At 44.7% G+C, this 26,674-nt stretch carries 27 protein-coding genes; 17 read left to right on the top strand and 10 right to left on the bottom strand.

The window, feature by feature from the left end; all coding sequences use genetic code 11:
* The first annotated feature begins 904 nt into the window (after positions 1-904).
* The 4 genes from AACR09_RS08125 to AACR09_RS08110 all read left to right on the top strand — a co-directional run bounded on the left by AACR09_RS08125 (position 905) and on the right by AACR09_RS08110 (position 3,076).
* The gene (locus tag AACR09_RS08125; protein WP_017085393.1) at positions 905-1,192 is read left to right on the top strand and encodes a putative quinol monooxygenase; all 288 of its coding nucleotides are present in this window, start codon (positions 905-907) and stop codon (positions 1,190-1,192) included.
* The gene (locus tag AACR09_RS08120) at positions 1,192-1,779 is read left to right on the top strand and encodes a nucleotidyltransferase family protein (protein ID WP_193834706.1); all 588 of its coding nucleotides are present in this window, start codon (positions 1,192-1,194) and stop codon (positions 1,777-1,779) included. The genes AACR09_RS08125 and AACR09_RS08120 overlap by 1 nt, the downstream gene beginning before the upstream one ends.
* A 76-nt stretch (positions 1,780-1,855) precedes the next feature.
* Positions 1,856-2,383 carry a DUF4823 domain-containing protein gene (locus AACR09_RS08115; RefSeq protein WP_009844743.1) on the top strand — a complete coding sequence of 176 codons (528 nt, stop codon included), beginning with the start codon at positions 1,856-1,858 and terminating at the stop codon, positions 2,381-2,383.
* Positions 2,384-2,638: 255 nt separating this feature from the next.
* Positions 2,639-3,076 (top strand): bifunctional diaminohydroxyphosphoribosylaminopyrimidine deaminase/5-amino-6-(5-phosphoribosylamino)uracil reductase RibD, encoded by a 438-nt coding sequence (locus tag AACR09_RS08110; protein ID WP_102488361.1) that lies wholly within the window; start codon positions 2,639-2,641, stop codon positions 3,074-3,076.
* Between the two features lie 17 nt (positions 3,077-3,093).
* On the opposite strand, the gene AACR09_RS08105 is transcribed toward AACR09_RS08110, so the two are convergent.
* A complete protein-coding gene (locus tag AACR09_RS08105) occupies positions 3,094-3,546 on the bottom strand; it encodes an NUDIX hydrolase (protein WP_193834705.1) in 453 nt (150 codons plus the stop codon).
* 291 nt (positions 3,547-3,837) lie between these two features.
* Here AACR09_RS08105 and AACR09_RS08100 point away from each other — a divergent pair, with 291 nt between their 5' ends.
* From AACR09_RS08100 to AACR09_RS08090, 3 genes are all read left to right on the top strand, one after another.
* Positions 3,838-5,550, top strand: a complete 1,713-nt coding sequence (locus AACR09_RS08100; RefSeq protein ID WP_193834703.1) for an RluA family pseudouridine synthase — start codon at positions 3,838-3,840, stop codon at positions 5,548-5,550.
* Between the two features lie 157 nt (positions 5,551-5,707).
* Entirely contained in the window at positions 5,708-6,088 is a 381-nt protein-coding gene (locus AACR09_RS08095; protein WP_017064884.1) for a hypothetical protein, read from the top strand.
* Between the two features lie 274 nt (positions 6,089-6,362).
* The gene (locus tag AACR09_RS08090) at positions 6,363-7,559 is read left to right on the top strand and encodes a multidrug effflux MFS transporter (RefSeq protein ID WP_445329552.1); all 1,197 of its coding nucleotides are present in this window, start codon (positions 6,363-6,365) and stop codon (positions 7,557-7,559) included.
* Positions 7,560-7,737: 178 nt separating this feature from the next.
* On the opposite strand, the gene AACR09_RS08085 is transcribed toward AACR09_RS08090, so the two are convergent.
* The 4 genes from AACR09_RS08085 to AACR09_RS08070 form a co-directional block, all read right to left on the bottom strand.
* Complete coding sequence (locus tag AACR09_RS08085) at positions 7,738-9,096, bottom strand: Na+/H+ antiporter NhaC family protein (RefSeq protein ID WP_193834699.1); 1,359 nt, start codon at positions 9,094-9,096, stop codon at positions 7,738-7,740.
* A 240-nt stretch (positions 9,097-9,336) separates the two neighbouring features.
* Positions 9,337-10,101 carry a hydratase gene (locus AACR09_RS08080; RefSeq protein WP_193834697.1) on the bottom strand — a complete coding sequence of 255 codons (765 nt, stop codon included), beginning with the start codon at positions 10,099-10,101 and terminating at the stop codon, positions 9,337-9,339.
* Positions 10,102-10,307: 206 nt separating this feature from the next.
* The gene (locus AACR09_RS08075; RefSeq protein WP_102575782.1) at positions 10,308-10,613 is read right to left on the bottom strand and encodes a DUF3861 domain-containing protein; all 306 of its coding nucleotides are present in this window, start codon (positions 10,611-10,613) and stop codon (positions 10,308-10,310) included.
* 33 nt (positions 10,614-10,646) lie between these two features.
* Positions 10,647-11,138, bottom strand: coding sequence for a DUF2798 domain-containing protein (locus AACR09_RS08070; RefSeq protein WP_108092460.1), 492 nt, complete (start codon positions 11,136-11,138; stop codon positions 10,647-10,649).
* Positions 11,139-11,235: 97 nt separating this feature from the next.
* Between AACR09_RS08070 and AACR09_RS08065 the strand changes: the two genes are divergently transcribed.
* Entirely contained in the window at positions 11,236-11,661 is a 426-nt protein-coding gene (locus tag AACR09_RS08065) for a MarR family winged helix-turn-helix transcriptional regulator (RefSeq protein ID WP_017060573.1), read from the top strand.
* A gap of 130 nt (positions 11,662-11,791) precedes the next feature.
* Here the strand turns inward: AACR09_RS08065 and AACR09_RS08060 are convergent, their stop codons facing one another.
* Together AACR09_RS08060 and AACR09_RS08055 are read right to left on the bottom strand one after the other, a co-directional pair.
* Entirely contained in the window at positions 11,792-12,856 is a 1,065-nt protein-coding gene (locus tag AACR09_RS08060; protein ID WP_193834695.1) for an MBL fold metallo-hydrolase, read from the bottom strand.
* Positions 12,857-13,044: 188 nt separating this feature from the next.
* Positions 13,045-14,829, bottom strand: coding sequence for an SgrR family transcriptional regulator (locus AACR09_RS08055; RefSeq protein WP_193834693.1), 1,785 nt, complete (start codon positions 14,827-14,829; stop codon positions 13,045-13,047).
* A 603-nt stretch (positions 14,830-15,432) separates the two neighbouring features.
* On the opposite strand from AACR09_RS08055, the gene rimK reads away from it, so the two are divergent.
* Positions 15,433-16,338 (top strand): 30S ribosomal protein S6--L-glutamate ligase, encoded by a 906-nt coding sequence (gene rimK / locus AACR09_RS08050; RefSeq protein ID WP_010428457.1) that lies wholly within the window; start codon positions 15,433-15,435, stop codon positions 16,336-16,338.
* 32 nt (positions 16,339-16,370) lie between these two features.
* Positions 16,371-16,799, top strand: coding sequence for an ATP-dependent zinc protease family protein (locus tag AACR09_RS08045; RefSeq protein ID WP_193834691.1), 429 nt, complete (start codon positions 16,371-16,373; stop codon positions 16,797-16,799).
* A gap of 75 nt (positions 16,800-16,874) precedes the next feature.
* On the opposite strand, the gene AACR09_RS08040 is transcribed toward AACR09_RS08045, so the two are convergent.
* Complete coding sequence (locus tag AACR09_RS08040; RefSeq protein WP_009846309.1) at positions 16,875-17,663, bottom strand: MBL fold metallo-hydrolase; 789 nt, start codon at positions 17,661-17,663, stop codon at positions 16,875-16,877.
* Between the two features lie 387 nt (positions 17,664-18,050).
* Here AACR09_RS08040 and AACR09_RS08035 point away from each other — a divergent pair, with 387 nt between their 5' ends.
* The 7 genes from AACR09_RS08035 to AACR09_RS08005 all read left to right on the top strand — a co-directional run bounded on the left by AACR09_RS08035 (position 18,051) and on the right by AACR09_RS08005 (position 25,214).
* Positions 18,051-18,653, top strand: a complete 603-nt coding sequence (locus AACR09_RS08035; protein WP_009846307.1) for a 2OG-Fe(II) oxygenase — start codon at positions 18,051-18,053, stop codon at positions 18,651-18,653.
* A gap of 287 nt (positions 18,654-18,940) precedes the next feature.
* On the top strand, positions 18,941-20,233 hold the full coding sequence (locus AACR09_RS08030; RefSeq protein WP_108223709.1) for an extracellular solute-binding protein: 1,293 nt from the start codon (positions 18,941-18,943) through the stop codon (positions 20,231-20,233).
* Positions 20,234-20,479: 246 nt separating this feature from the next.
* Positions 20,480-21,361 (top strand): ABC transporter permease subunit, encoded by an 882-nt coding sequence (locus tag AACR09_RS08025; RefSeq protein ID WP_029222195.1) that lies wholly within the window; start codon positions 20,480-20,482, stop codon positions 21,359-21,361.
* Between the two features lie 38 nt (positions 21,362-21,399).
* On the top strand, positions 21,400-22,242 hold the full coding sequence (gene ugpE / locus AACR09_RS08020) for a sn-glycerol-3-phosphate ABC transporter permease UgpE (protein ID WP_012601047.1): 843 nt from the start codon (positions 21,400-21,402) through the stop codon (positions 22,240-22,242).
* Positions 22,232-23,542 carry a sn-glycerol-3-phosphate import ATP-binding protein UgpC gene (locus AACR09_RS08015; RefSeq protein ID WP_193834689.1) on the top strand — a complete coding sequence of 437 codons (1,311 nt, stop codon included), beginning with the start codon at positions 22,232-22,234 and terminating at the stop codon, positions 23,540-23,542. Before ugpE ends, AACR09_RS08015 begins: the two co-directional genes overlap by 11 nt.
* 56 nt (positions 23,543-23,598) lie before the next feature.
* A complete protein-coding gene (locus tag AACR09_RS08010; RefSeq protein WP_017083204.1) occupies positions 23,599-24,318 on the top strand; it encodes a glycerophosphodiester phosphodiesterase family protein in 720 nt (239 codons plus the stop codon).
* A gap of 158 nt (positions 24,319-24,476) precedes the next feature.
* Complete coding sequence (locus AACR09_RS08005; protein ID WP_017094284.1) at positions 24,477-25,214, top strand: sulfite exporter TauE/SafE family protein; 738 nt, start codon at positions 24,477-24,479, stop codon at positions 25,212-25,214.
* Positions 25,215-25,292: 78 nt separating this feature from the next.
* Here AACR09_RS08005 and AACR09_RS08000 read toward each other — a convergent pair whose 3' ends face one another.
* Both AACR09_RS08000 and AACR09_RS07995 read right to left on the bottom strand, forming a co-directional pair.
* Positions 25,293-26,072 carry a L,D-transpeptidase family protein gene (locus tag AACR09_RS08000; RefSeq protein WP_193834687.1) on the bottom strand — a complete coding sequence of 260 codons (780 nt, stop codon included), beginning with the start codon at positions 26,070-26,072 and terminating at the stop codon, positions 25,293-25,295.
* A 2-nt stretch (positions 26,073-26,074) separates the two neighbouring features.
* Complete coding sequence (locus AACR09_RS07995) at positions 26,075-26,557, bottom strand: GNAT family N-acetyltransferase (protein ID WP_004733067.1); 483 nt, start codon at positions 26,555-26,557, stop codon at positions 26,075-26,077.
* Between the last annotated feature and the right edge of the window lie 117 nt (positions 26,558-26,674).

Below are 26,674 nucleotides of genomic sequence, written 5' to 3'. Positions count from 1 at the left end.
CAGATATCAAAATCTAAATCAAAGCTTCTGAGAAATCGGGAGCTTTTTTTGATCACGACTTTGCGAATACAGATATGCGTAACAAGAGCAAAGGGACAAAGGGGTTTTAGTGAGGAGTAACAGAGTGAAGCAACAAGAAAATCTAAGAGGAGGTATTAATGAGCTGACATTGAATGCATTGTTGTTAATGCCTGTCAGCTCTTTGGAGGATGATTTCTTTAGTCGCCGACCAGATGAAGGTCCTTGAGAGTGCTAATGAAATCGATTTGTTGCGTTTTACATTTGATTAAGCTTTTCAGCTTTTTTTATCTTAAAGCTTTACAATTTAAAGCTTATTTCTTTGAAGCTTCTTTCGCTGTGTCTTTCCAGTATTGGATGCGAACGCGATGAAGCTGTGCTCTTCTCATTTTTTTCATAAGGGATATTTCCTTTTCTTTAACTGCTCTTCATGAGCTATTTTTATTGCCAACCATTTGAATCTAACGGTGTTTGATGTCCAGATCAATGATACAAATCACAAAATTTATAGAGTTTTGAGTACCATTTACATCAAAGTATGACCTAGATATCAACTATGGCTCAATTCAATCCTATGAGCCGCTCTTCAAAATTAAGGTTAGTTCTCTCAGATGACAAATTCATTTCAGTATCAATACAGTTCAATGATACTAATTTAATAGACCGGACCAACGCGGATTTAGTTCCAACGTCTTATTTTTTATTGCTCACACCGCCCCTAAAGTTACGCTGTAACCAATGATGTATTCAATGTGAACAATTAATCGCCACATTAGCCTATACGTCACAACATCAAAATGGGATTATGTTTGTAACGGGTAAAGCTTTTTATAGAAAAAAGCCGTAGTGGACAAAATTAAATAGACGTAATTAAATGGACGTAATTATGAGTAAAGTAATTCTGCAAGGGCATATTCTAGTGCCAGACAACGACCTAGAAGCCGTCACACAAGCCTTGGTTGTGCACAAAGAACTGACACTGGAAGAACCTGGTTGTATTGTGTTTCGAGTCAGTCAGAGCACGCTTCAACCTAATCGCTTTGAAGTGTATGAAGAATTCACTAGCCGAGAAGCATTCGAAGCGCACCAACAGCGAGTAAAAACGTCTGAATGGGGTGAAACCTCCAAGAACGTGACACGTCATTACCAAGTCACCGATGTTCCGACATCATAATGATACATCCGCTAGCCAACAGTATCGTCACGTTGATCAAACAAGATCCCTTACGAATACAGGTTTTAGACTGTGTCGCTCAGCTGGATTTGCCGCAGTGCTATGTTGCTGCCGGCTTTGTGAGAAACCTCGTTTGGGATCACCTACATGGTTATGCCTCCCCGACTCCACTCAATGATATTGATGTGATCTACTTTGATCCCATTGATACCTCTTACGAATCGAATCTTCAATACGAGGCTCTGCTTAAACAACGGTTACCTGAACTGAATTGGCAAGTTCGCAATCAAGCCTGCATGCACACCAGAAATGGGGATGAACCTTACCAAGGCTCATTGGATGCGATGAGTTACTGGCCAGAGAAAGAGACCGCAGTCGCCGTAAAGCAAAGCCTCAATGGAGACATCGAATGTATTTCGTCTTTTGGTTTAGAGAGTTTGTTTGATTTAAAGATCACACCGAATCCCAATCGCAGCAGAGACGTGTTTGAACAACGAGTTCAGTCTAAAAACTGGTTAACTCATTGGCCGAAGTTAACTATTGGTTGTTTGAGTCTCAAAGGGTCCTTTGTCGCTCGTACTAATTAGTCGCAAATTTTATACATTAATATGTTTAATATAAACTATGGTTAATATTAACTCACATCCATATAAGGTAGCTATTATGTCGATTTTACGTGCGTTACTGATACTTATAAGCTTAGTTATCATTGGGTGTGCTGATACACATAAACTTCAGGTTACGGATGTAAACTCGACAGCTAAATTTGAAACAAGTGATTCAGTTTTAATCGGCCGCTCAAAGAATGGGGAGTATGGGAAGCACTATTATTCAGGCTCAGGACTAATGGTGAGTAAAGCTCTTCAATCAGAGTTATTCACAAAACTAAACAACGTCGCAATCGCTAACCAAGCAGCTGATTACAATTTTGTCCTTGAATATGCAAAAAGCAATGAGTTCGACTACTTAATTTTTCCTACCATATTACACTGGGAAGATCGCGCGACTGAGTGGTCAGCAAAGCCAGATAAAGTAAGCGTAAAAATTACAGTTGTTGATGTTAAAACAAAAGTAATTATTAAGTCTGGCATAATCGAAGGAAAAAGCGGGCTAGCTACCTTTGGCGGTGACCACCCACAAGATTTATTGTCAGAGCCGGTCAGCGAATTTATGGCTAGCCTATTAAATTAATTATCGTGGTGATTCAATAATTGAGCTCTATTGCGTAGACAACATCAACTCTACCTTATGACACCGTAGTTAGCATGGTTAACCTATGTCGAATCAAACTTTGCCTCTGTACTAAAACCATTGACTAAAAACCCAATCAGATCGAACATGCCCCCACTTGTTAGCTTATTAATTTATTAGCTTAGTAACTAATCAACTCATCAACCGCGCGTGGCGACTAGCTGCTGCGCGCTCTCGTCATACTGAGTAACGACCATGAACCAACAATACATGCTGCAAGCACTCGAAGCTTCGCGCCAAGCCTTACCTGATTGCCAACCAAACCCGCCAGTAGGCTGCGTTTTGGTAAAGAACGATAAGGTGGTGTCTGTTGGGTACACGCAAAAAGTCGGCGGAAACCACGCCGAGATCGAAGCGCTCAATAGCTATGACGACGGATTGGACGGAGAAATGGAAGGGGTTACCGCTTACGTAACTTTAGAGCCATGTTCATTTGTCGGCAGAACTCCCGCTTGCGCCAATACATTGGTTAAAGCAGGTGTAAAACACGTGGTAGTAGCGATGCTAGACCCAGACCCTCGCAATAATGGTCGTGGTGTTGCGATCCTTGAATCGCACGGCGTGAAGGTGGATGTGGGGTTATGCCAAGCGCAAGTGAGTGCTTTTCTAACCCCATATCTTGGTAAATCTTAGCTCTTAAACAGCCAACGCTAGCTCAATTTGACTCGATAAAGCGGATTGACTGGCTTATCGACAAAATATGACCAAATATGATCGTAGACGGCATGTTGGTTAGGGAATGGTGCCAACGCTTTTGCCTCTTCTAAATTGCACCAACGATACTCGGTATGCTCGTCATTCAGTTCAACCGCTTGGTTGGGCGGGCATAGTACTGCAAAGACCGGGATTAGCTGAATCACATTCACGTGCGCCTCGTAAAACTGCTCCAGAAACTGCGCGTTATACAAAGCTTCCACTTTAATTTGGGTCTCTTCTTCAAACTCGCGCACGATAGCCTGCCAGCCTGTTTCTCCCGCTTCAATCGAGCCTGCGACATGGCACCAAAATTCGCCCTTCACACGCTTCATTAGTAGCATTTTCATTTGTCCGTCGATCTCTGAAATAGCGACACCAGATACAATCGAAGTATTGAGTGGAATCATAACGTTACCTTAGGTTGAACAAGAGGGCGGCAAGGCTACCACCCTTCGCATGTGAAGTTACCTTCTCTGACCAAAAACGAGAAGTTACTCGTCAATTAATGAAGTTTAAGCTATGACTCATGGGTTCAGTGTTAACCGTCTCGCTTAGCTATCCAGTAATAGAACCATTTCTTATTTGAGGCGCTTTTCGATAAAGAGTAGAATCGCCGCCTTGTACTGTGTTTAAAGTCTCTAAACATACACAGTAGACTCACAACCATTTATCACCACGATATAAGTATTAATACGACTATGCACTCATCAAAACCAACGCACGACTCAGAAAACAGCCATACACCTGAGCATTGCTTCACTCGTTTTCAACAGCCGATCGAGTCATATTCGTTGCCTGAGCGTTTCACATTCCCGTTCTACTACGAACCACACCCACTGTGTGAAATCGCATCTCATCAGCTTCAACAGCATCTAGAAACACAAACCGACTGGCAACACGACTTCGGGCTGGATTCTGATGAAGGTCGCGGCAAAATGTTTGGTGTGTTGCTGGTTAAAAGCCCTGAAGGTGAGCTTGGTTACTTTTCTGCTTTCTCCGGAAAAATCGCAGACCAGAACCTATTGCCCCACTTTGTGCCACCAGTATTTGACATGCTAAGCAGCGACAGTTTTTTCCATCAAGATACTGCCGACATGATGGCTGTGAATGCAAAATTCAAAGCACTACAAGCTAACGCAGAATACCTTGAGTTGTGCGAGCAACTGGCGCAGCAAAAAACGCAAGCTGAGCAAGAAATTGAAGCTCAACGTCTATTGATTATTGAAGGCCGAAAAACGCGTAAAGAACAACGTGAACAAGGTAAAGAAAACCTTGATGAGCAAGCCTTCGAGCAATTGAACAATGAGTTAAACAAGGCCAGTGTTGCCGACAAGAACCAGCAGAAGTACCTAAAACTCAACTGGGAACAGACCCTGCAAGTGCTGCAGGCCAAAGTTGAAGTGTTCACCACTCAACTGGTTGAGCTAAAAGAGCAAAGAGCACAGCTTTCTCATCGACTTCAACACAAGCTGTTTTCAAAATACGCATTCAAAAATGCAGAGGGAGACACAGAAGATCTGAACCAAATCTTTGAAGATACCCCAAATAAAGTACCACCAGCAGGTTCGGGCGAATGTGCTGCACCTAAATTGCTGCAATACGCCTACCTGAATGGTTACACACCATTGGCATTGGCTGAATTTTGGTGGGGTCGTTCACCGAAATCGGAAATCCGAAAGCACAAGAAATACTACGCCTCCTGCCAAAGTAAGTGTGTACCGATTTTAGGCCATATGATGAAAGGTCTAGAAGTCGATCCCAACCCATTGCTAGAGAACCCTGCTGAAGGCAAAGAGCTGGATATTCTGTTCCAAGATGAGCACATCGTTGTAATACACAAGCCGGCAGGTTTTCTATCCGTGCCGGGTAAAACCATCAAAGATTCCGCCTACACACGCGTTCAAGAAATGCATCCCGACGTTGAAGGGCCATTTGTAATTCACCGCTTAGACATGGCAACCTCGGGTATTCTAATTTTCGCTCTCACACGACGTGCGAACAAGAGCTTGCAGAAGCAGTTCATTACTCGTGAAGTCGAGAAGCGATACGTGGCAATGATTGAAGGCGTTCTAGCAGACGATGAAGGCTATGTTAGACTGCCATTGCGTGGTGATTTGTATGACCGCCCTCGTCAGATTGTCTGCTTCGAACACGGCAAGCCTGCAGAAACCAAATGGGAAGTGATTGAGCGAAACGAGCAAACCACTAAGGTTTACCTGCACCCTAAAACAGGGCGTACACACCAGTTGCGTGTTCACTGTTCACATGAAGAAGGCCTTAACATGCCTATCGTCGGTGATGGCCTATACGGCAATAAAGCCGACCGACTGCACCTACACGCAGAAAGACTTGCGCTGCACCACCCTGTGACCAAAGAGTGGATGGAATTCCAGTTCGACGCTGAATTCTAAAAGCTCTCATTAATAACGAGTCTTAATTAAGGGAGTCACAACCGCTTGTGGCTCCTACCTCTTTTGGGTAAATCTCCACGCTTATTGCACTACATCAAGATTCACTTTGTTGTGAAGAGTAGCATGCCCACCTTCTTCTCTCCTTGAGGCCTTTGATATGTCATCAGCTGCTTTGAATTTACAACCTAACAAACTGACTTCCCCATTAATTGCGACTCAAGCACCAAGCTTGAAGCCACTGACATCCAAAAAACCAGACTTAAACTCGGCAATGCTTAACTTAATTGAAGAAGTTAAAAACGAACTCCCACTTTACGAGTCGGAGACGTTTATCTGTGGTCCAAAAGGAAACTGCTCGGGTTGCTCTAAGAAACTACTTGAGATGGTCGACAGCGAGTTAATGTATTGGGAGCACAGTATTTCCATTGGCCAAGGCCCTAACTTCGAAGAACTGCGCCGCTTTGGTAAACTATGCAGCAGCGTTCGACGTGGTTTAGAGCGTAACGGCTTAGTCGAAAAACGCCCAAAGAAAAGATAACAAGCCAACTCGATAATCATTACAATGTGTCGCTGGCGATTACAAGCTACACTGCTACTAACTGATTGAACTCGTTAGCTATAAAAGCAATAATGTTTTGTAATACAATTCAGTGCGCAGACCGACTTCATAGATTCGAACTCATAGAGATAAGTTCATCGTTACTTTCACCATATTCTTGAACGACTCTATCCTTCTTGTCTGACGTGCCTTAGCCTTCTGTATAGCAATATCACACCAATTAAAAACCTATTTTGGACAACGGAGAGCCACCTTGAAGAGACCACAATCAGTACTGGGAAAGACCGGTATGCTATTTTTTCTCGTCATAATAAGTGCTTTCCCTCCATTGACTATCGACCTTTACTTACCTGCGCTTCCACAGATGGTCGAGGTGTTTAATACTGACCGATCCATGGTCAACCTAACCCTGAGCAGCTACTTCGTTACTTACGCCATCGGTCTTTTGTTCTGGGGGCCACTCAGCGAAAAATTCGGTCGTAAGCCGATCCTATTAATTGGATTAGCGGGTTATATGGTCGCGAGCATATTGTGCGCGATGACCAATAGCATCGAACAGTTAATTGGTGCTCGTGTATTCCAGGCCTTTGCTGGTAGTGCTATCACCGTTATCGCTACCGCCATTGTCAAAGATCTTTATGATGGCCGAGAACGTGAAAAGATCATGGCGACTATCATGTCACTGGTGATCATCGCGCCAATGGTTGCGCCTGTATTTGGTGCCTTTCTACTGAAAATTGCGTCTTGGCGAATGATGTTCGTCACCCTCGCCATTTTTGGTACATTTGCGTCAGTATTAGCTTGCTGCTATCGAGAAACGCTCGAAACCAAATACCAAGGTTCCATGTTCCGTTCATGGGGAAGAATGGGCGTGGTCATGAAAAACCGCTCGTTCCTCAAGCTACTGGTCATTTTCTCTATCATACCGATGGCGTTGATGGGCTTTCTTGCGGCGGGTTCTTATATCTACATCGATCACTTTGGATTGACCGAACAACAGTTTAGCTACGCGTTCGCATTCAATGCATTATGCGCCTCATTTGGTCCAACAATTTACATGAAGTTGTCCTACCGAATGCCGGTTCAAAAGGTCATCTCAGGATGTTTTGCTTTGTTGGCGCTAGCGGGCATCTTCACCCTAACCATTGGTGACCTGTCCCCTTGGTTCTTTATGTTCATCGCTGCACCGGCGACACTGATGGCGATCATCATGCGAGTACCGGGCACCAACTTAATGTTGAATCAACAAGATCATGACACAGGCTCTGCCGTCGCACTGATTCAGTTTTTCAGCATGATTTGTGGTTCGCTTGGCATGGTATTAGTTTCAATACGCCCTGAGTCACTGATTGAAAACCTAGGCTTTATCCAATTATCCATCGGTACGCTTGGCGGCCTAATGTGGCTGATGGTTAGAAACAAAGAGTTTGTGACGACGAAGCTGAATTAGGGTTGTTCAAATATGGCTATGTTGTGATGAGAAACCTCTATCTGCATAAAGACTTAGACCTCGGGTCACTCCGGGTCACTCCGGGTAAGTTCCTCAGTGACCCTTTGTAGACTGCATAGTAATAACAGACACAAAAAAGGCGCCGATTACGACGCCTTCTCATTAAAATCTATTCTAATTAAGCGTTAGCCACTTGACGCGCTGGGTGTTTAATAAACACAGCGACCACAGCCACAATTGCAAGTGCGAAACAGTAGTAAGAGTTAGACACGATCTCTAGAGGCGATAGGTTAAACACAGAGCCCAATAGCAATACCTGAGCACCGTAAGGCAATACGCCTTGAATCACACACGAAAAGATATCCAACAAGCTTGCAGAGCGACGTGGAGATACATCGTTTTCTTCAGCTAATTGACGAGCAACACTACCAGACACAATGATTGCGACCGTGTTGTTTGCCGTACATAGGTTCACCATTGATACCAAGCCTGCAATGCCTAGCTCACTTGCGCGGCCATTCGCTTGCTTAGAGTGAGAAGAGCCAAACGCACGAATCACACCACTTACCAAGTTAGTCAGAAACGCCAATCCACCTTGACGACGCATTAGCTCACTCAAACCACCAATCAGCATCGACAGTAAGAAGATCTCTTGCATGTTGCCGAAGCCTGCATAGATATCTTGAGCGTAATCAGTCATACCGTAGTTCTCAACAGAACCTAGGCTCACGCCACCCGCCAGCAAGATACCAATCGTCAACACGACAAAGACATTCATGCCCGATACCGCAAGAATCAAGATAGTGATGTACGGAAGGACTTTTAGCCACTCGATTGGACCTGTTTCAGGAACCTGAGTTGCCGTGCTGTTGAAAGCAAAGATAACAATCGCGATAAGAGCAGCAGGCAGTGCAATGCGGATGTTCTCTTTAAACTTGTCTCTCATCTCACAGCCTTGCGAGCGTGTCGCGGCAATCGTGGTATCAGAGATGATAGAAAGGTTGTCACCAAACATCGCGCCACTTAAAACAACACCAGCCGTCAGTGGAATGCTCATGCCAGCTGAGTCAGCAATACCTAGCGCAACAGGGGCAACCGCAGCGATAGTACCCATAGAGGTGCCCATTGCCGTCGCGATGAAAGCTGAAATTAGGAAGATACCCGGCAGGATCATGCTTGTCGGAATCGCAGATAGACCAAGATTTACCGTCGCGTCTACGCCGCCAGACGCTTTAGCTACAGCCGCAAAAGCACCCGCCAATAGGTAGATCATACACATTGCGATAATGTCTTTGTGACCCACGCCACCTAAGAACTGCTCGATCGCACGGTTCAATTTATCCTTGCTCAATAGCAGCGCTAACATCACGGCAGGCAGAGCCGCAATTGGAGCTGGAAGCTGATAGAAAGCAAAATCGACGCCCTGCAGTGACAAGTACGTACCTACGCCAATAAACAACGATAGGAACACGATCAGAGGGATAAGCGCAACTGCCGAAGGGGCAATTACCGCATTAGAATTTTTTGAATTGGACATGGAACATCAACGCAATAGAACAGGAAGATGAGCAGACTAATGTCACACTTAGAGCTTGTCAACGTCTAGACGTCTAAACGCCCAATTTAATGCAAAGTAATAAGCACACCATTGAACATCACATAATAGAAAAGGCTATTTACTCACCAGTAAATAGCCTTTTGAGAACAGATTGCTTTTCGAGAACAGATAGCGTTTACGCAGAAGCTAGCTTTTTGCTTACTTAAGGCTTTTGCTAAGTTAGCGTTTTTGTTGGAACGTTACTTGGTATTCACCAATGCCTTCGTAGTGGAAGGTCGTTGGCTTATCGAATCCCATTTCTACGATACCGCAGTAAGAGCCCGTGATAATGGCTTCACCAGCTTGGAAATCAACACCACGACGAGTCATGGTGTTAATCAGCCAATAGATTGGGCTTGGCGGTAATGTATTTGGGTGCTTACCATCGAATGCTTGAACTTGTACGCCTTGGGTCACTTCAATGTTGATCTCAGCAGAAGTGAACGCTTTTTCGCGGTCAATCTCAGGGCCAATGAACAGACCTTGGTTCACTAGGCCATCAGCAAGCTTTTCATAGAACTCAGCGCCGCTGTCATCCGCAAAACGAGATTGCATTAACTCAAGTGCCATATGGCAAGAGCCAATCGCTTCGTTGATTTGCTCTTCGCTATAACCTTCTTGGCTTGCAGGCAAGCTCTTAGCAAGAGTAAATGCAATTTCAGGCTCAACACGTACTACGTCGTTGTCAGCAAACAGTTCGCAAACCTCGCCTTGTTGAACACTACCCGAAAAGATAGGCGCAACAATGAACTTGTCTTCAGCTAAAGGAAGCAAACACTTCCAACCACCGACTTTATCGCTTTTCAAATCGATCATTGATGATTGGATCTTTAGCGCATCTTCCAAGTTATTCGGACGGTACTGTTCGTCCAATCTTGGTGCTTTGGTGCCTGCAACGCGACGACTCAACAGTTCTTCAGCTGCTTGCTTAAATACATTTGTCATATAATACCACCTTTAGTTTTATGACCAGTATAATATCGGATTTCTTAAAGCTTGAATAGACAATTAAACAACGGTGCAACACCGAAAATTTAGTCCTCAATTTTCGCATATTCTAGACGCAAACAACTGAAACTATTTTGATTTAAATGTAAATAAAGCCAGTAAGTTGGTTACTGGCTTTTCGATGTATTACTGATGATTAGGCTTTACTGCCCTTTCAATGTCTTCTTCAGATTCTGCATGAAGTTTCTGAAGTGAGGCATGAAATCAACAAACAGAGGGTGCTTTCTATCTTGCATCATCATTGGGCCAAGTAAGCGGATGCTCACCCCGAGTCGCGCTGCAGATTGCTCGTCTAAGCCGCTGTCTTGTTTGATCTTCTCAACAATCGCGAACATGTTTTCTCTGTCTTCAATTTCAAACTGCATGGTTTGAAGTTCACGGTCTTCTTTAACGCTCACTTCTTCAATAGTGATGCGGTAGTTATTGTGTTTACCTGTAAATGCTGTCATGTGGATCTCCTACAATGCTGTGAAATGTTTTGGCTAGCTCTTCATGAATCGTTCAAGCTTAGGTTTAACCGTCATCGACATTACGACCATGATCGTAAGGCCAACAGGAAGCGCGGCAATAAATCCATTAAACCATCCACTGGTAAACGCCGATGTATCCGAAAATCCAATATTATTTGCAGCTGTTACAAATGCCATGATGGACTCCATGATAAAAGCCATGATCAGTCCCACGATCAGGTTGCGTACTTTCTCGCCATAAGTTGTGAACACTCTAGCAACGGCTTTGGTGACTAAAGCCATCATCACCGCGCCCATTGGCATCATGATCACGACAACAAGGGCTAATGAAGAAAGCCAGTTGCCAATAAATGCCTCACCGAATCCGACATTCATGTAAGTCATCACGGCCGTTAAACTGCCGCCAATCGTTAGCATTAAGCTCATCATGACCAAAATTTTGTATAAAACCGGTGTGCCTTTTTGCTCAGGAAGAGTTGGCGTTAGAGTTGCTTGAATCGTCATATCTATTTCCTGTCTTGAATTTACGAACAATTAAGTTGATAATGTCAACTATAAATACAGTAGTTGACAATGTCAACTATATTTCTAAGGATCGTTTATGTCTGATAACACATCGCTAGAGTCTATCTTTCGTTTAGTGCACTCTTTGAAACGTCAAATGAGCGAACAGATTGAGAGCTTAGACTCAGAGATCGCACCTATGAACATTCGTGTCATGAAGATCATTACCAAGAAGTCTCCATGTACCGCTATCGATATCGCACACTTCCTAGATCGTGATAAAGCACAGGTCACTCGGCTCATTAATGCCTTGATCAATCAGGAACTTGTGAAGAAGTCTCCGAACCCGGAAGACAAGCGCAGCCAGTTATTGGTTCTGACTGATAAGGGTCAAGAGATCATGAGTAAGGTCTCGGATATCGATCGAGACATGCTGAAGAGAATGACCAAAGGCATGGCCGAAGACGAGTTAGAACAATTCAGAAAAATTGCGAAGAAAATGGCGCAGAACTTAGAAAGCTGATCTTCAAAATAAAACGAAAAAACGCCACCGAATCGAATGTTCGGTGGCGTTTTTTGTATCAACTGGCTTTATATAGATTAGCAGCATGACTACTTCTAACTTAGATGAGAGTGTTAATTAGATGTCCGTTCTAATTATTCGATGCCAGTTTCCACCATGCCTGAACAGGTACGGGCTCTGAGATCACCAAACGTTCACCCATCACAGGGCTTACCATTTGCACATCTCGCTCTTTGCTAATCGCCAGAGCTTGTTCCATTGGATCTTGCCAATCGTGCATAGAAAGGTCGAAGGTACTGTTGTGGATTGGCATCATCACCTTACCTTGCAGGTCAATGTGGGCCTGAACGCTCTGCTCTGGGAACATATGAATATCCGCCCAAAGAGAGTTATACGCGCCCGTTTCAACCATGGTTAAATCAAACGGCCCGAAGCGGTCGCCAATCTCTTTAAAGCCGCTGAAGTAACCGGAGTCACCGCTAAAGAAGACTTTTTTGTCGGAAGCGTTAATAACCCAACTGCCCCACAGTGTTTGGTCACGATCAAGTAAGCCACGGCCAGAGAAGTGCTGTGTTGGAGTCAAAGTAAATTCGATGTCGGCAGCTGTCGCTGATTCCCACCAGCTCAGCTCGATGATCTTTGCTTTATCCACGCCCCACTTTTCCAGTAGCGCACCGACTCTGAGTGGCACCAAAAACGTACCTACTTTATCGGCTAATACCTTAACCGCGCCTTTGTCTAAATGGTCGTAGTGATCGTGGCTGATCACCACCACATCAATATCGGGTAGCTCTTGCAGCGTAATTGGTGTTGGATGAAAACGCTTTGGTCCCATCCACTGAACTGGTGATGCACGATCACTGAACACAGGGTCAGTCATCACTAACTTGCCATCCAGCTTCATCATCACACTGGAATGACCCAAGCGATAAGCAACATCATCTTGCTCTTCGATCAATTGCTCAGCTGTCATTGGAATCAAAGGCAATGCAGTGCGCGGCACTGGCTCGTTTCTTTCCACAGTCACGTATGCTTTCAAGATTGAAAAAATATCAGACATACCCGATTTGTATTCCAACTCACTGTTAGCAAACTTCTTTGGAAACTTATCTAGATTGTCGTTTGATTGTGAACCTGTGCTTACGATAGCGACCACGGCAAGTACTCCTAAAATCGGTAATAGATATTTTTTCATTGGTATCTCTTCATCGGTTGGGATAGACCCAACACATAAACTACACCGTTCAGTTTACATATCAAAACCAAAAAGTAAACCAGCAAGTGTAATTTTTTAATTTACCTAGACGTGAGCATGCCAAAGTCGATTTTGGAGAAACCGACTTTGAAAACGAGCTAACTTAGTTATTTAGTTAGTAAGAAAGGTTAATCAGCAGACCATACATTCTTGAAATCTGGCCATCCCCAGTTTGTGATGGCCACGTTTTTCAAAATGCCTTGGAAACGAACTGTTTGTAGGTGATGGAACATAGGCACTAACCAATAATCAGAAATCAACGTGGATGCAACGGGCTCCAACTCTGCCAAGTAATTAGGCAGTTCAACGGATGCTTTATGACTATCCAAGCGCTGCTTGAGCCAATCACTGTTCATCTCTCCGAGTGCAGAGTGCAAAACAGGATCATTCATCATCCACGAAAACAGCGAAGACGGGGCATTATCATCGAGATTCAGGTTACACAACACCAGATCCTCCTTTAACTCACCACTCTGAGAGAGCTGCGCCAATTCTCGAAAACTGTAGGTGTTCACCTCAACTTCCACACCATATCGTTTCAATATGTCTGAAACGCAGATGGCACATCGGTACAACGCATAATAGTCATAAACTGCAATACTCATCTTTTTCGGTAATTGTGCTTCTTTCGAAGGCGTTCGATACAATTTTTGCCAACTTGGCAGTATGTTTTGAGCTAAAGAGACACTGAACAAACCCTTATTTTTTTCCAACTGAGATAAAATCGCTTGTGGGTTGGTCAGTTCTGAAAGGTATTTTCGCTGCTCATTATTAAGCGGAGTTGCAGCTGAATTCTGATTAAATAGGATAAACAGGCATCCATCCTCGACTCGGCTACGAAGGCCATCTGTGTCTGCAGAAACAAGCTCCGTATCGCTTTTTCCGAGTTGATGAAAACAAGACGAATCTTCATAAGGTGACACCTGCATTTGGCTGTCATCAAAGCGAGCACTGCCCGTCATCGACTCTTCGAATTGCCAAATCGTCACTTCATCCGTCAGGGAACGACACCCGTAATAATGTTCGAACGCGGCAAGTTTGATACGTTCGTTATTAACCTCAACCACTTTAAATGGGCCGGTTCCAATCACGGCATGAGACACCGAATTTAAGGGCGATGGCTCACGAGTCACTTGCGCAGCAGGTTGAATCGAATACTTAACGCCAGCCAATAAGCCCGCGAAGCCGGTGTCGGCTTTGGTCAATTGAAAGCTGATCCTTAACGGCTGTTCACTGTAAACCGAAGCTACATGGGCTAACTCTGTCTGATAGAAAGGTAGCGGTTGTAAGGCGGTAAACAACGACACGAGCTGCTTGGCGTCAACGGGTTGGCCATCGTGAAAGGTTAAGCCGGGGCGCAAATAGAAGGTCCAAACTAATTTTTCAGCATCATATTCCCAATGGTGCGCCAGTTCAGGCTTCAACTTGCCCTTGCCATTACAAGTGACGAGGCAACTGAACACTTGCCTGATCAAAAAGCGTTCGCTACTGCGGTGAATATGATGCGGGAACAAGTCTTCAAACTTACGTTTATAGGTTAATTGAACGTGCAGCAGCCCTTCACGCATCGTCGCGCCAGAGGTTTCTTGGAGGAGAGAACCAAATACAGCGCGGTCATTGTCTAGAATTGAGAGTGCTTTTTCGTATTTGCCCTGCTCTATCAGTTTACCGGCAACGTGTTGAGTCAGCTGTTGATTACTAAAGCGCAAAGTCAAATTTGAACGTTGATTCCTACCGACTTTTGGCTCCCAAATTACCCATTCAGCCTGATGCATCTTGCCTAACAAAGTTCGTGCATGGCGTAAACTGGTGAACAGCTTGTCTGCGACCTCGGTTAAGGTCACCGAGTGTGAAAGATTAGGCTCAAACGAATCCAGCCTTGTGTAGTAACGCATCATGTTTAGATCAGACAAATAATGAACCTTTTTAGAAACAACCCTTCCTGATTAAGCCCATTATAAAACACATCAGTCAAAAAGTAGCGATAAAAGACAAAAACAGGAACAACTTAGTAAAAACCTATCTGTTTATTACTTCCTATTAAGTAACCATAATTAATGGGTCAACAAGGAACTTTGAGCTCCCACCAAAGCCTAATACAAGAGAAGTAATCATCATGAGAAAATACTATCTTAATAAGCTAAAAAGCACCTGTAGCAAGCTCGAAAGAGAAGCACTACGAACACTTATAGAGCTATGTAACTGGCGTTATTAGTACACTTTTAAGCACCGAGTTAACGCGAGTTGAGTACAACCTAATAGGCTCCTACCCCCAATATGAGTTAGGTCTCAACTCGCTTTTCCATTCCAAACTCCCTCTCAACCTAGTTGTACCAATCGCTCACACATTCGATAAATTTCCGTTGTCGACTCGACAAATTTAATTCGTTTTCTTAGTTAAACGAAAAGCCTTAAGGTTCGCCCCGAAGCAAGCAAAGAGCCTCAGAAAAACTGAAAGCTCAGCTAACAACTCATTTATTTGCAGTTACCAATCAGGTATTAACTAAGGAAACGCCATGCGTATCGCAATTCTTTCTCGCAACGAAAACCTATACTCTACTTCTCGCTTAAAAGCGGCTGGAGAAGCTCGTGGTCACCAGGTCGATGTTATCGACACGCTGCACTGTGATATAGATATCGCGAGTAACAATCCGAAGATTCGCTACATGGGTGAAGAGCTACCTCAATACGATGCTGTTATTCCACGTATTGGCGCTTCCATTACCTTTTACGGCACTGCGGTTGTTCGCCAATTCGAAATGATGGGCACTTTTTGTATCAATGAGTCAGTAGCAATCAGTCGTTCTCGCGACAAACTGCGCTCACTACAACTGTTATCTCGTAAAGGTATTGGCTTACCAAAAACAGGTTTCGCTAGCCGCCCAGACAAGATTCAAGACTTGATCAAAAACGTAGGTGGCGCGCCACTGGTTATCAAGCTTCTTGAAGGCACTCAAGGTATCGGTGTTGTTCTAGCAGAAACAAACAAAGCAGCTGAAAGCGTTATCGAAGCATTCATGGGCCTAAAAGCGAACATCTTGGTTCAAGAGTTCATTGAAGAAGCTAATGGCGCAGACATCCGTTGTTTTGTTGTGGGTAACAAGGTTATTGCAGCAATGAAACGTCAAGCTGGTGAGGGTGAATTCCGCTCTAACCTGCACCGTGGCGGTACAGCTCAATTGGTTAAACTAACCAAAGAAGAGCGCGCTACAGCGATCAATGCAGCTAAAATCATGGGGTTAAACCTATGTGGTGTCGATATTCTACAATCTAAGAATGGCCCTGTTGTAATGGAAGTGAACTCTTCTCCAGGCCTAGAAGGTATAGAGAAAGCGACAGGTAAAGATGTAGCAGACATGATTTTCGGATTTATCGAGAAAAATGCAAAACCAAACGCTAACCGTACTCGTGGCAAAGGCTGATTAAACGCCGTTTACTCATGATTGGAAAAAACATGAACGATAAAATGATCATAGGGAATACAGAAGCACTTTGCTTACCAGAGTTAGGGATAACTGGACTACATACGCGTGTTGATACAGGGGCTCAAACCTCTTCTCTACACGTAGACAATCTACTATGTGTAAAAACAGATGGTGAAAACTTCGTTGAGTTCGATCTTCACCCAGACGTTTACCACTTAGAAGAAACAGTGCGCTGCAAGGCGAAGCTGAAAACAAGTAAAAGAATCAAGTCATCGAACGGCGAAGTTGAACACCGTTGTGTGATTGAAACCATGCTAAAAATTGGTGGTCAGGAATGGCCTATCGATATCACACTGAGCAACCGTCAAGATATGACTTATATGATGCTGCTTGGTCGTCAAGGCATGAGTGACAAAGTGATTGTTGACCCAGCGGGTGAATTTCTAATTTCTCACTAATTGAACTGCTCCACAGCTCAAATAGTGAGTCAACAACGCGCAATAATAAAGGCCAGTCTTTAAGACTGGCCTTTATTATTTATGGCGATTTTTTTTATCTTTAAACCCAAATCGCCAAACAGATTTAACCAAACCTTTGAGTTTGATTTTAGTCACTCGCCAATGTGTCACTGGCCTTCTTGGCGCACTCATCAACAGGTGTTCAAACGCTTGCTCACTCAAATTCACTTGTCCCCCATGCGCCACCAGCAAGGTGTCGAGCTGCATGTCATAGATACGAGATACCGACGCTCGATACTTATTGGGATGAAAGATAGGAAACGGAGGAATCAGTTTCTTCTTAACCTCGACCATCAAGTCCGCCACATAAGCAACGCTGTGTGATGGGCAATAGACAGAGAGATCTCTGTCGGTATGGCCCGGCGTTTCCAGAACCAACCAATCATCAAAGCCAGGAATGCTATCACCATCCGACAGCTTGTAGTCCGGCTTCAACTTTCTTGAATACCATAGGTTTGCTTTGGGCTTGCCCAATCGGTTCGCCATCCACCGTGCTAATGCCAAATCGGTCAAATGCATCAATATGCCATCGATGCCGTGGTACCAATCCTTATCTCGATTTGCTGCAACCAAATTACAATTCGTGAGCTTTCTGAGTTTGTGCGCTGCCCCTGCGTGGTCTGGATGCATGTGCGTAACAACCACTGTGTGTAGGTCGCTAAATTCACGGCCAAGATCATCTTCAATGAAAACTTTAAGATGCGGGATGTCGGCTCGGCACGCACCATCAAGTAACAACAACCTGTCAGGGTACTCTACGAGATACATGTCTTGGATATAGCCTTTGATGGTATGCAGCTGCAAAACCGCTCCTTGTGATAAAACAACTGGTCAGACCTACACAATAGCAAACTCACCTTCAATTGTGATCATTTTGTTAAAAACAACAATCTAAAACCAGATAGAAAGCTCGAATCTAGATTTCCATTTGTATCCACTAAATTACTCAAATCCAATGTTACTCAAATCCAATTAAACTCAGAACAATGAAGACACATTACAAAAATGAGCATCAATTTCATCCGATAATTTTCAGCATTATCGAATGCCAACATTGCCGTAAACCTTGCTCTATAGGCCTTGCGATTCAAGCTGCCAACACCATTTATCGTAACGACAAAACATGTGATTTGGTGACCTGAGTTATTAGGACTATATATGCGCCTCCAATTTATTGTCTGAGTGCTATACATGAACCAATTGATCGATGCTCTTTCTACCCAAGGTTATTTCGTTTGGGATGACTTCTTAACTCACGAAGAAGTAGTGGCATTGAGGGATTGCATTCCAGAGAACTGGAAAAAGGCTAGGATCGGCCGTAACGATGACGTAGCACGAGAAGCAACGATTCGTAGTGACAAAATTCAGTGGGTACGCCGTGATATGGGCGAACCAGCATCTCTGTTCCTAGACAAAATGGAACAAATTCGTTTAGAGGCAAACCAAGCGTTCTTTTTAGGTCTGTTCGAATACGAAGCGCACTTTGCTAAATACGAAAAAGGTGACTTTTACCAGAAGCACTTAGACTGCTTCAAAGGCAACGAAAACCGCCGCCTGACCACAGTATTCTACATGAATGACGAATGGTCTGAGGAAGACGCAGGGGAGCTCGTGGTTTACGATCTAAAAGACAACCACATCGCGACCATTCCACCAAAGGGTGGTCGACTGTTGGTATTTTTGTCTGAACAGTTCCCACACGAGGTACTGCCAACCAACACAGAGCGATTCAGTATCGCGGGTTGGTTCCGTATTAACGGCGTGAAAGACAACCAATTGGACATCGCGCACTAAAACTGTATCCACATCGAACCTTCTTCTAAGCCTCTCCATCGAGAGGCTTTTTTATTGAACAACAGTTATCCAATAAAACGTCTTAAAAACCAAACATGTTCAACATCAAAACCATCAATAACTTTTCTCTTAAATAAAATCGAAACGAATCTTTCATATCAGTGAAACGGTTTAGCCACGTAAGTGAAATATGGCCTGTTCAAGATAGCTTCAAACGACACCCCTACCGTCTCGTTAATACTCTAATTCAATACCTCTACATCGATTTCATCCAAAAGGAAACGAAGATGAATAAGCTAATTTTGGCAGGCGTTCTTTCCGCAACAGCGGCAATGCCAGCGTTCGCAACGACTCAAGTCACTTGGTGGCACGCAATGGGCGGCCAACTTGGAGAGACCGTCAATAAGATTGCGACTGACTTCAATGCGTCACAAGATGATTACAAGATCACGCCAATCTATAAAGGTTCATACACAGAGACCTTAACAGCGGGTATCGCAGCATATCGAGCAGGCGAAGCTCCTAACATTCTACAAGTATTCGATGCCGGTGCTGCAACCATCATGAACGCTAAAGGCGTCGCCAAACCGGTACAGGATATTCTGGTTGAGTCTGGCTACAACTTTAATTCGAACGACTACCTAGCGGGCGTTCGTAACTTCTATGCAGACAGCCAAGGCAAGATGATTGGTATGCCTTTCAACAGTTCGACGCCAGTTCTCTACTACAACAAAGACCTTCTTGCGGAAGTAGGTGCCGACGCGCCTAAGACTTATGAAGAGTTAGAAGTGGTGGCCAAGAAGTTGAAAGCAGAAGGCCATATTGCGTTTTCTCAATCTCTAACGCCATGGATCATGTTCGAGAACTTCAAGTCTCGCCATAACCTGCCAGTGTCTGACCAGAACAACGGCTACGACGGCCTATCCACTAAAATCATGTTCAACACCAAAGACATGATGATGCACGTTAGCAAGATGAAAGAGTGGTCAGATCTAGGTTACTACAAGTATTACGGCAGCGATTGGGATGCGAACCAAACGCCTTTCGAGCGCCAAGAAGTGGCAATGTGGATGGGCTCTTCAGGTTCATTCGGTGGTTTACGTAACCGCGTACCTTTCGAATTAGGCACAACTTACCTTCCATACTGGAAATCAGTTAACCCAGATGCTGGTTTAACCTTCATTGGTGGTGCCGCTCTGTTTGCACTCAATGGCCATGACCAACAACAAGACAAAGGTGTGGCAGCATTCTTTGACTACCTGACTAAGCCTGAAACTCAGGTTTACTGGCACAAAACCACTGGCTATGTGCCTGTAACAACCGCTGCATATGAACTAGCGAAAGAGTCTGGTTACTACAAAGAACAACCAGACGCAGAAGTGGGCGTTAAGCAGCTAAGCCTTAAATCGGGCGAGTGGACTAAAGGCTACCGCCTAGGTTATTACCCGCAGATCCGTGAAGTGATGCACCGTGAGTTCGATAACATCTTCGCAGGCCGCTCTAGTGTCGAGAACAGCCTAGACAAGGTCGAAGATGAGAGCAGCAAACTACTGAAACGCTTCGCTCGAACCATGAACTAATTCTGCTTTTTAGCTAGAGCAGATAACTGAACTGAAGGCTTAACACACCAAAAGTCGTTCATTGCTCCTCACCACTTGTCACTGCGTTATTAAAAACGTAATGGCAAGGCGTGAGGAGGTTCTTCATTAGCGCCATTTCTTGCTCCAACAACGATAACTCAACTGGATGCATGCCTTGATATCGCGCTAGTGGTAACGGTCGCTAATCTAATAGTGGCCACTGTAACTATTTTTAGGGATTACCCTGTGGAACGACGTCAGCAATTCTTTCACTCTCCGCTGCCTTACCTATTTTTGGCGCCTCAGATCCTCATCATTGCCGTTTTCTTTATCTACCCAGCAGCCAAGGCGGTTTACCTTTCATTTATGCTGGAAGACCCTTGGGGCACCTCATCTATATTCGTCTGGTTTGAGAATTACCAAATGCTATTCGAATCGAGCGAGTACCTGAACTCGATTGGCTTTACTTTGATGTTCGCGATTGTGGTCTCTTTCTTATCACTTGCCTTGGCCCTGCTGCTTGCCGTGAAAGCCGACAACATCATTCACGGACAAGGCGTATACAAAGTCACACTCACTTGGGTTTATGCGGTTGCACCCGCGATAGCAGGCGTTATAGGTGCTTTCTTGTTTAACCCGCACATTGGTGTATTTACCGAGTTATTTGCCGTTGTGGGTTGGGACTTCAGCTTCCAAACCGATCCTGTTGATGCCACGTTTGCTCTGATTTTGGTGTCCGTGTGGAAACAGGTTTCGGTGAATTTCATCTACTTTCTGGCGGGGCTTCAATCGATCTCTTACGCCGTAAAAGAAGCAGCGATGTTGGATTGTATCAGTGACTCGAAACGTTTCTGGACCATCACTTTCCCACTACTGGCCCCTACTGGCTTCTTTCTGTTGGTCATCAACCTCACCTACTCGTTCTTTGAAACCTTTGGCGTAATCGACACCATGACCAATGGCGGCCCGGGTGGCGGCACAACGTCGTTGGTGTACAAGGTGTATCGAGACGGTTTTGTTGGCGCAGATTTAGGCGGCAGCTCTGCACAGTCTGTTGTGTTGTTACTACTGGTACTCACTCTTACATTTATCCAGTTTCGCGTTGTAGAAAAGCGTGTTCACTACTAGCCCATCACAGCTAGGTTTTAACGCGACAGGAGTTATTTATGAAAAGTAATAAGGTCTCTGACCACCTAATTTTAATTGCTGGGATGCTGTTTATGTTGGTCCCTATCTGGCTAATCTTTGCCAGCTCGACGCATAACCCGAACACCATTGTCAGCGAAGGCCTGCAATGGCTACCGGGCGATAACTTTACGGCTATTTATAGCGAAGCTTGGAACAAGAGTATGGGCTTCAGTGGCGAAGTCACCGCCAGTAAAATGATCGCCAACTCAATGATCATGGGGCTAGGTTTTGCGATCGGTAAGATCATCATTTCGATGATGGCGGCGTATGCTTTAGTCTACTTTCGACTGCCTTACGCCACTGCGTGGTTTTGGTTGATCTTCGTGACGCTTTTGCTGCCACTAGAAGTGCGCATTATTCCTTCCTATGAGGTTGTCGCTGGGCTTGGACTGCTTAATAGCTACACAGGATTGATTCTACCTTTGATCGCATCAGCCACCGCGACATTCTTTTTTAGGCAATTCTTCAAAACCATCCCCGATGAATTGTTAGAAGCCGCACAGTTAGATAACGCAGGTCCATTTCGATTCTTTGTCGATATCTTGCTGCCTCTTTCTAAAACCATGATCGCCGCGATCTTCATCATCATGTTTGTGGTGGGTTGGAACCAATACTTATGGCCGATCATGATGACTACCGATGAAGGCTACAACACCATCGTGATGGGCATAAAACAAGTACTCAACAACATCAATGAAACCAGTTTACCGCGCTATGACTATGCTTTCGCCATGGTGATTTTAGCCATGTTGCCACCCGTTTTAGTGGTGGTTGTATTTCAGCGTTGGTTTGTAAAAGGGCTAGTAGAAAGTGAAAAATAATAACGACACAACTCAAATGAACAATAACCGCATTCAATATCTCAATGAGTACAAGACATCTCACCTGCCTTCTCACCAAGCTATCCACAAAAATACAGAGGACACCCCGATGCCAAACCTAAAGCAGACGCTAGTGCACAACCAAGCCACTCACGATCGTACGCGTAAAGCTCCCACCATGTTGGGTATCAAAAACTTGGTCAAGACGTATGAAAACGGCCATCAAGCCGTCAAAGGAGTCTCTCTTGATATCGATGAGGGTGAGTTCCTTGTTTTAGTGGGTCCTTCTGGTTGTGGCAAGTCTTCTATTTTGCGTTCCATTGCGGGTTTAGAAAGCATCTCTGGCGGTGAGATACACTTAGGTGGTCGTCGGGTTGATACAGAGAAACCTGCCCTGCGTGATATCGCGATGGTCTTCCAGAATTACGCGCTCTACCCTCACATGACGGTGTATAAGAACCTCGCTTATGGCTTAAAGAACCGAGGTGTCAGTCAGCACCTTATTGAAGATAAAATTGAGAAAGTCGCCAAAACGCTGAAGATCGAAGAATACCTAGACCGAAAGCCAGCCAAACTTTCTGGTGGTCAACGTCAACGTGTTGCTATGGGGCGAGCGATCGTTCGCGATCCACAACTGTTCCTGTTTGACGAACCTCTGTCTAACCTAGATGCCTCGCTGCGTGCCCACATGAGGTTAGAAATCAAAAAGCTGCAACGCGAGCTTGGCGTGACCAGTGTTTACGTCACTCATGATCAAGTTGAAGCCATGACACTGGCTGACAGAATTGTGGTACTCAACAAAGGCCAGATAGAGCAAGTCGGGACTCCAAGAGAAGTCTACCACCAGCCAGCCAGTACCTTTGTGGCAAGCTTCATTGGCAGCCCAGCGATGAATTTCTTAACTGCCACGCTCGATGATGGCTATCTTGAAATCGGCGACCAGCAAATGTACTTACCCGAATACGCCCACGTAAAAAATACAGCCATCACACTTGGTATTCGCCCAGAACACTCTGAGGTTTGTGCCGACTTAGTCATGAACGCGCTGCCGCTTGAATTACGCATCAGTGTGGTTGAGCCTTTAGGGCCAAATCAATTGGTTCATGGCCTTGTGAACGAACAACCCTTTATTGCAGTGACACCCGAAACGACGCTGTGCCAAGCCGTCCCTCTCGGGCTAAGCATCGATAAATCCAACCTGCATATTTTTGACAATCTTGGCAAACGCATTCACCCAAATAACTTCACATCACAGGAGTCACACGAAGATGCGACAAGCTTAACGACGGCTCTAGCTTAATCGAGTACACTGATATTTAATGCGTTTTTACGGTGCGTCTTTAAGAAGGATTAATTATGTCGTCTATCATCGTAGGTCATCGGGGTGTCGCAGGTACTCACCCAGAAAATACCAAAGCAAGCATTGAACAAGCCGCTAAACTCGGCTTGAAATGGATTGAAGTTGATATTCAGCCCACTCAGGATGACCAACTGGTCGTTTGTCACGATCACACGCTTGAGCGCTGTAGCGATGGCAAGGGTCGAGTTGATGAACACACCCTTGCTGAACTACGTCAGCTCGATTTTGGCAGTTGGAAGTCTGAGCAGTTCGCTGGAGAAAAAATACTGACGTTGGAAGAGTTACTCACACTTGTTGAGCAGCATGATCTTAGCGTCAACCTCGAAATCAAAGTCGACAGCCGACATCAAGCCCCTTATGTCGTTGATTTGCTGCACGACGAGTTGATTCGCTCAAATCTAGACACCGATAAGGTCTTACTTTCGAGCTTCAGCCATAAGGTGGTTGCTGAAATGGCTCGTCATTTACCGAGATATCGAGTGGGCGTAATCACAGAGCAACTGACTCAAGATGATCTTATGCTCATCAATGAGGTCAAAGCGTTCAGCTGTCACATGAACTATGAACACGTTGATCAGAGCGATCTTGACACACTCAACGAAGCGAACATTCAAGCATGGTGCTACACCGTCAATGATCCGTCTCGCTTCAAATTTCTCTCAAAAGTAGATGCTGTATTTACTGATTTTCCGAATCAATTCAACCCTATAAATTGACCTCGTAAATACCGAAAAAGTACCCCCGAGAGACTTTAAAATTAACCCTGAAAAACCTGAAAATTAGGTAGCAAACACAAGTGAGTAGGAGTACATTCCGCTACTCACTTGGTTTCACTAGCTCGCCTTATTAGACAGCTTCATTGGTTACTTAATTTATGGATCTCATTTTTAGTCCAACCTTCCCAATTTTGGGTGCAATCTTCATTTTCGCCGCTATTGTTCGTGGCTTCTCAGGTTTTGGTTTCACCTTAGTGGCATTGCCATTGAGTGCGTTATTCGTGCCTGTTATCGAACTGGTTCCTGTTTTCATGCTGATCGACCTGTTAGGCAATATCCAATTGCTGCCGAAGGTTAAACATCACGTAAATTGGCGATGGGTTTCAAAGGTATTTATCCCTTGTTTGGCCTTCACGCCCGTCGGCTTGCTGTTGCTCAAATCCGTTAGCCAAGACACGATCATATTGATCATCAGTGCCTTCATTTTTGCGTCAGCAATCATGATCTACAAAGGGTTCCAATACAAAAGCGAACCTAGATTTGCTCCCTATATTCTAGGCAGCCTTGCGGGGATAATGAATGGAGCAGCTTCAATGTCTGGCCCTCCGGTTGGCACGCATGCATTGGCAAGTCCTGTCGCACCACACATTGCCAGAGCCGGCCTGATTGCGTTCTTTGTACTAGCTGATTCCAGCGCCTTTGTTACGGCCTCTATCGCAGGGTTAGTCGATCGTGATGTGGTCTGGCTTACTCTAGCACTCTTACCAAGCAGCATGTTTGGCGGCTATGTCGGTTCAAAATTGTTTGAGAGGTTTGGTGGGGCGAAGTTCAAGCCAGTCACGATTGCACTGCTCATTGTGATTGCTATCTTCAGTGCGGGTCGAGTCTTACTGTAACTGGCTCTAGCGCTGATTTCGGCAATTGTTTTCGAGAGTTTTTTTCGAGAATTGTTCAGGGAAATTGGGTACCGATAGCTACCATTCAATATGGATAGGGGTACCCATTTTTACGAGTTGAATGAACTCATCCATATCTTGATTGGTTAACGCAATACAACCATCCGTCCAATCGAAGCTTTGTATAAAACTAGGTGAACGACGCTCACCATTCTTGATTCCGTGGATCTTGATATTGCCCCCAGGATCAACATCATTTTTTTGTGCCCACTGCATATCTGATGATCGTGGGTAGTTGATATGCACCGAGCGGTAGAAGTCTGATTCTTCCATAACATAATCGAGCTGGTATTGCCCTTCTGGCGTTCGGTTGTCCCCTTCAAAGCGCTTATGCCCTTTCGGTTGTTTACCTAGCGCAATACGAAATTCCTGAACCACTTCCTCCCCTTTGAGCAGATACATTCTACGTTTAGATTTGTCGACTTTAACTAAGGTGACCACTTGCAATAACGGGTCTATGCCAGAAGACGCGTCAGGTAGAGTGTAAAACTCTTGAGAGGAACTTTGAGGTTGACCTAATGAAGAGCTTTGAGAAGGATCGAGTGAAGAGCGTTGAGAAAGCTGGGCGACCTTTTGTTGAGAGCCCCCCTCGAGAGCATCGTCCATAACAATGACATGCTTTGAATTCGCGGTGACCGATGACGTAGGTGTGCGATTAGAATGGGAAGGTGCTGACTCAAATACAATGGTTTCGATAGCAGTCGCATCAGACACAATTTTTTCGACGACGAGCTTCTCCGCATAAGCGAGCGAAGTAAAAAAGAGTAAGCACAACGATAAAGGCCAAATCAAACGCACCCTTAAATCTCCTCAAAACGCATGGACATGGTTCGAGATTGAGTTTCCATCCCTAACGACTCATAAAAACCCTGAGCTTGTTGGTTGAACTCCATCACTTCTAACCTAAGCTCGATAGCACCGCTCGCTTGAGCCCACTGATTGAATGACTTCATTAAAGCTCGACCGACACCTTGGCTTTGAACTTGATCGTTAACCACAATCGTATTCACTCTTGCCACCTTATGCGGCTGAATAAAGCTCACCCCTTTGTTCTGTGTCACCTTCCCGGCTAAGAAGCCGACCACTTGTTGCTCATCAACGGCAACGAAGAAAGCCCCTACAGGATCGATCATCAACCCTAACCAGTACTCTTCACTGTCAGTAAAACCCAACGAAGGTGGCGCAAATACCATAGGGGCACCAAGATGATGTTGACGATTTATCTGCTCTGAGAGCTCTAAGATCGAGCTTATATCAGTGACCTTGGCAGTCCGGATTTGCATATCATTACCTTATTTGAATTCACTAATACCTTAGCAAAAATGACTTGGTTGTGCACCGTTGTACTGGTCAACCCAGACGTTCTGTGAAGGCTGATTATTAATATTAGGCACTATGTT

Origin of the sequence: Vibrio sp. OPT20, assembly GCF_963889365.1 — a bacterium.
In the GTDB taxonomy this organism is placed as follows: domain Bacteria; phylum Pseudomonadota; class Gammaproteobacteria; order Enterobacterales; family Vibrionaceae; genus Vibrio; species Vibrio splendidus.
This window is presented reverse-complemented; position numbering and strand designations above follow the sequence as displayed.

What these genes read in the sequence shown, in the direction of transcription:
- AACR09_RS08125 (WP_017085393.1), top strand. Translation starts at nt 905, where the DNA reads ATGAGTAAAGTAATTCTGCAAGGGCATATTCTAGTGCCAGACAACGAC.
- AACR09_RS08120 (WP_193834706.1), top strand. Translation starts at nt 1,192, where the DNA reads ATGATACATCCGCTAGCCAACAGTATCGTCACGTTGATCAAACAAGAT.
- AACR09_RS08115 (WP_009844743.1), top strand. Translation starts at nt 1,856, where the DNA reads ATGTCGATTTTACGTGCGTTACTGATACTTATAAGCTTAGTTATCATT.
- AACR09_RS08110 (WP_102488361.1), top strand. Translation starts at nt 2,639, where the DNA reads ATGAACCAACAATACATGCTGCAAGCACTCGAAGCTTCGCGCCAAGCC.
- AACR09_RS08105 (WP_193834705.1), bottom strand. Translation starts at nt 3,546, where the DNA reads ATGATTCCACTCAATACTTCGATTGTATCTGGTGTCGCTATTTCAGAG.
- AACR09_RS08100 (WP_193834703.1), top strand. Translation starts at nt 3,838, where the DNA reads ATGCACTCATCAAAACCAACGCACGACTCAGAAAACAGCCATACACCT.
- AACR09_RS08095 (WP_017064884.1), top strand. Translation starts at nt 5,708, where the DNA reads ATGTCATCAGCTGCTTTGAATTTACAACCTAACAAACTGACTTCCCCA.
- AACR09_RS08085 (WP_193834699.1), bottom strand. Translation starts at nt 9,096, where the DNA reads ATGTCCAATTCAAAAAATTCTAATGCGGTAATTGCCCCTTCGGCAGTT.
- AACR09_RS08080 (WP_193834697.1), bottom strand. Translation starts at nt 10,101, where the DNA reads ATGACAAATGTATTTAAGCAAGCAGCTGAAGAACTGTTGAGTCGTCGC.
- AACR09_RS08075 (WP_102575782.1), bottom strand. Translation starts at nt 10,613, where the DNA reads ATGACAGCATTTACAGGTAAACACAATAACTACCGCATCACTATTGAA.
- AACR09_RS08070 (WP_108092460.1), bottom strand. Translation starts at nt 11,138, where the DNA reads ATGACGATTCAAGCAACTCTAACGCCAACTCTTCCTGAGCAAAAAGGC.
- AACR09_RS08065 (WP_017060573.1), top strand. Translation starts at nt 11,236, where the DNA reads ATGTCTGATAACACATCGCTAGAGTCTATCTTTCGTTTAGTGCACTCT.
- AACR09_RS08060 (WP_193834695.1), bottom strand. Translation starts at nt 12,856, where the DNA reads ATGAAAAAATATCTATTACCGATTTTAGGAGTACTTGCCGTGGTCGCT.
- rimK (WP_010428457.1), top strand. Translation starts at nt 15,433, where the DNA reads ATGCGTATCGCAATTCTTTCTCGCAACGAAAACCTATACTCTACTTCT.
- AACR09_RS08045 (WP_193834691.1), top strand. Translation starts at nt 16,371, where the DNA reads ATGAACGATAAAATGATCATAGGGAATACAGAAGCACTTTGCTTACCA.
- AACR09_RS08035 (WP_009846307.1), top strand. Translation starts at nt 18,051, where the DNA reads ATGAACCAATTGATCGATGCTCTTTCTACCCAAGGTTATTTCGTTTGG.
- AACR09_RS08030 (WP_108223709.1), top strand. Translation starts at nt 18,941, where the DNA reads ATGAATAAGCTAATTTTGGCAGGCGTTCTTTCCGCAACAGCGGCAATG.
- ugpE (WP_012601047.1), top strand. Translation starts at nt 21,400, where the DNA reads ATGAAAAGTAATAAGGTCTCTGACCACCTAATTTTAATTGCTGGGATG.
- AACR09_RS08010 (WP_017083204.1), top strand. Translation starts at nt 23,599, where the DNA reads ATGTCGTCTATCATCGTAGGTCATCGGGGTGTCGCAGGTACTCACCCA.
- AACR09_RS08005 (WP_017094284.1), top strand. Translation starts at nt 24,477, where the DNA reads ATGGATCTCATTTTTAGTCCAACCTTCCCAATTTTGGGTGCAATCTTC.
- AACR09_RS07995 (WP_004733067.1), bottom strand. Translation starts at nt 26,557, where the DNA reads ATGCAAATCCGGACTGCCAAGGTCACTGATATAAGCTCGATCTTAGAG.